Source organism: Janthinobacterium silvisoli (assembly GCF_014200725.1).
Taxonomy (GTDB): domain Bacteria; phylum Pseudomonadota; class Gammaproteobacteria; order Burkholderiales; family Burkholderiaceae_D; genus Janthinobacterium.
The window spans coordinates 1-3,131 of record NZ_JACHCL010000015.1; the positions used below are offsets into that span (position 1 = coordinate 1).

Consider the following 3,131-nt stretch of genomic DNA (forward strand, 5'->3'; position numbering starts at 1 on the left):
CTGTTAATTGTTAAAGAACTCAATTCGGTTACTGCTTTCGCGCTATCGACAAAGCGTTGTGTTTGTCAGCTGCGAAGAAGGAAGAGTATGAAGCATTTTACTAAATCCGTCAATCTTCTTTTTTACCGCATCGCCGTTTCCGGTGATCCTCAAGTGCCGCATTTGACTGCGTCTCATTGGGGAGGCGAACTATAGCAAAGCGCCCTCGTAGATGCAAGGGGAAACAGGGTGTTTCTACACATTTTGTATTGCCGACATAAGCCAGTTAAAACCAGGACGTCCTTGTTCCATGCGAATACAGTATGTAAACGGACTAGGTCGCTGATATAGCGTTTATGCCGTTCTTCACGTCCCATAAAAACAGTACACTTCCAGCGCAGTGCACTCCATCAGGATGGAACTGATGTGGAGCGGCGTGACGATAAGTAATTGCAAATTCATGCGCTTGAATAATTCCAGGCCATAACGCGCCGAGTCATCCGAGCCGCAGCCAAACGCTTCGTCAATGACAACAAAGCGGAACGAGCGCAATTGAATCACGCCCCACTCCAATCCGAATTGATACGCCAGGCTGGCCGCCAGCACAGTGTAGGCCAGTTTTTCCTCCGGATCGGGGCACTGCTGACAAGCCGGGTCGGCGCCGCCAGTGCGCTGCTGTGTCCCTTGGTCGACGCTATCCGCAAGCACGTACTGGCAGCTCGTAAACTGCACGCTGACGATACGCCAGTGCCGGTGTTCGCGCCAGGAAACGGAAAAACTAAAACCGGGCGCCTATGGACCTATGTACGAGACGACCGGCCGACCGGTGATCTAACGCTGCCGGCAATCAGGTTCGCCTATTCGCCAGACCGTAAGGGCATCCATCCGCAAACGCACTTGCCAAGTTCGAGGGCGTGGTGCAGGCTGACGCTTACGCTGGCTGCAACGCCCTGTACGAAAGTGGCGGGATCAACGAAGCGGCATGTTGGGCGAACGTGCAGCCGCCATCTACTCGCTGATCGGCACGGCCAAGCTGAACAGGGTCGACACGGAAGACTGCTTGCGTCACGCGCTGAGCCTCAGCATACTTGCCTGCATGTATTACGTTTCACGCTCAAGCATCCTCGGCATGGCGAAGCCTGCATAATCAGGCGGCAATCACCAATCACAGCCTGAGCTGAGTGCCAAGCTTTTCTAGGCCCCGTGCTCCTTCAGATACTTGGCCGCGTCGACGTTTTTGGGATCGAGCTCCAGCACGCGGCGGTAACTCTTGCTCGCCTCCTGCTCCTGTCCCGTCTTGGCCTGCATCTCGGCCAAGCCATCCATCATGAAGCTGAGCTCTGGATACAAATGCACGCCGAGGCGGAAGATTTCACGGGCTTGCGGTAAGCGATTCAAGCGATATAACTGCAAACCCCAGCCATATAACTGATTTGGGTCCAGCTTGAAGCCGGCATCTTGCGCGCTGAACTGCTGATACACCGGGACTGCCTGATCGAAGCCCACTGAAGCCAAGCGGCGCACATAGTTCTCCAACGTGGCCGGCACAATGTCCTGCTTGCGGCGAACATCAGTGACTACCATATGTGGTGGTACCTTGTTGGTGGCCGGTGTATTGTTGAGAAAAGCCAGGCCAGCCGCATCACCTTTTAGGTAGGCGTCGAGAAAATGACGGGTGTAACGCATGGCCCAGCTATGCGCCACAGAGATCTCAGCACGCGTGTAATCACCGAATTCATTATCTTGACGCATGCGCATGCTGTAGGAAGAAAAGTCAGCATGTGCCATTGGAAGCATCGTCATCACGTAAACGTCAGAATACTTCATCGCATTCATGAACGAAAAGGCTACGCTGGTCTCCTCGCTATTGAGTTTTTCCATGGTCTTCGGCCGCGCGCCCAAGTAGAGCATGGGGACCGCGACTTGCTTGGGAGTCACATAGGGTGCCGCCTCCTTGCCGCCATCGACCAGCTGTGGATAGTAGCGGACTGATCCGTCCAGGCTGACTAGCGCCTTGATACGCTTATCTCTAGCGGCCGCGTACACGTTAGCCAAGCCGCCCCAGCTAAAGCCGACCACGCCGACCTGGTTCGAGTCCGCCTGCGGCAGGGACGCCGCATAGGCAATCAAATATGAGATATCGGCCGCCTGCGCCTCGGTACCATCGACATCGGTCGTCATTGCGCGTGTGTGCGATCCTAGCGAGGCGCTGGACAGCACGATGTAACCGTGGCTGGCCAGATACTCGCACAAGTCGGCGTTCTCGACAGCCGTAGCGGAATAGCTGGGCGCGTATACAACCACCGGAAACTTGCCGCTCTCGGTGCGTGCATTGCGCACCGCCTGCATCGTGCGCATGACATCAAGCTGCAGCGCATCCTTGCGCGTGCCGGCGTTGCCATTGATACGATCATCTGTCATACGTTGCACCTCGGCCGGGGTGCGGGTGAAGTCATCCTCGGTTTGCGTGGTTTCGAGATATTGGCGGTAGCTGACAGGTGTTCCACCACGGGCCGCCGGATACCACAATACAATCTGTATCGGTCGGGATCGCTTCCCCTCTACAGCCTCGCCGGTGGCCAAGTCAACTTCACTCTTGTAGAGACGCGATTGGTCGTATTGCTGCACGACTCTCACACCTACTGCATGCGGGCCTGGAGGATTGGAGAAGGTGAAACCATCTGCCGCGTGAACCGTTGCTGCAGCCATGGCAAGGAGGAGAGTTAGGACACGCATAAAAAATCGCCAGATGATAATTAGCTAATTTTATATTGGCTTCAACACAATAACTTCACTTTGGGAAAATATTTCGACTGAGTCGCAAAAATCTGCTTCCTCACGAAACTAATGGCTGGGGATGCAAAATGTGCCCCATCATGAAGTTTTTAGCGCGTGTTTGTCAGAAACGATACGACTTCTGAACCGAGTTAACTTCCCTCGAAACTTTGGCCTGAGTGTCCTTGGTCAAGAGTTTGCTCAAGAGTCTGGACGGTGCTGCCTAGACGCTTATTCAGGAGCGGCGGCGCCATCCTCATCAGACAAGGATAACAAACCCAACAGACGAAAAAAAACCCCACCGGATACCGGAGGGGTTTTTCTCTACTACGAATAACAAGCCTGACAATAACCTACTTTCACACTGGTTGCAGCAC

3 protein-coding genes and 2 pseudogenes are annotated in these 3,131 nt (G+C 54.4%); 3 read left to right on the forward strand and 2 right to left on the reverse strand.

The features are described 5' to 3' along the window. Positions 1 to 195: hypothetical protein (locus HDE75_RS26635; RefSeq protein ID WP_221292015.1), on the forward strand; the 195-nt coding region annotated here is incomplete at its 5' end. Positions 196 to 408: 213 nt separating this feature from the next. Here HDE75_RS26635 and HDE75_RS26550 read toward each other — a convergent pair. Continuing rightward, positions 409 to 606: pseudogene (locus tag HDE75_RS26550) on the reverse strand (SbcC/MukB-like Walker B domain-containing protein); the annotation flags it as partial. Between HDE75_RS26550 and HDE75_RS26555 the strand changes: the two are divergent. After that, a pseudogene (locus HDE75_RS26555) lies at positions 538 to 980 on the forward strand (IS66 family transposase); the annotation flags it as partial. The pseudogenes HDE75_RS26550 and HDE75_RS26555 sit on opposite strands and share 69 nt — an antisense overlap. Next, on the forward strand, positions 962 to 1,126 hold the full coding sequence (locus HDE75_RS26560; protein WP_183683141.1) for a hypothetical protein: 165 nt from the start codon (positions 962 to 964) through the stop codon (positions 1,124 to 1,126). The pseudogene HDE75_RS26555 and the gene HDE75_RS26560, both read left to right, overlap by 19 nt. A 47-nt stretch (positions 1,127 to 1,173) precedes the next feature. On the opposite strand, the gene HDE75_RS26565 is transcribed toward HDE75_RS26560, so the two are convergent. Beyond that, positions 1,174 to 2,715: a CocE/NonD family hydrolase gene (locus HDE75_RS26565; RefSeq protein ID WP_183683138.1), complete on the reverse strand. Its 1,542-nt coding sequence runs from the start codon at positions 2,713 to 2,715 to the stop codon at positions 1,174 to 1,176. Between the last annotated feature and the right edge of the window lie 416 nt (positions 2,716 to 3,131).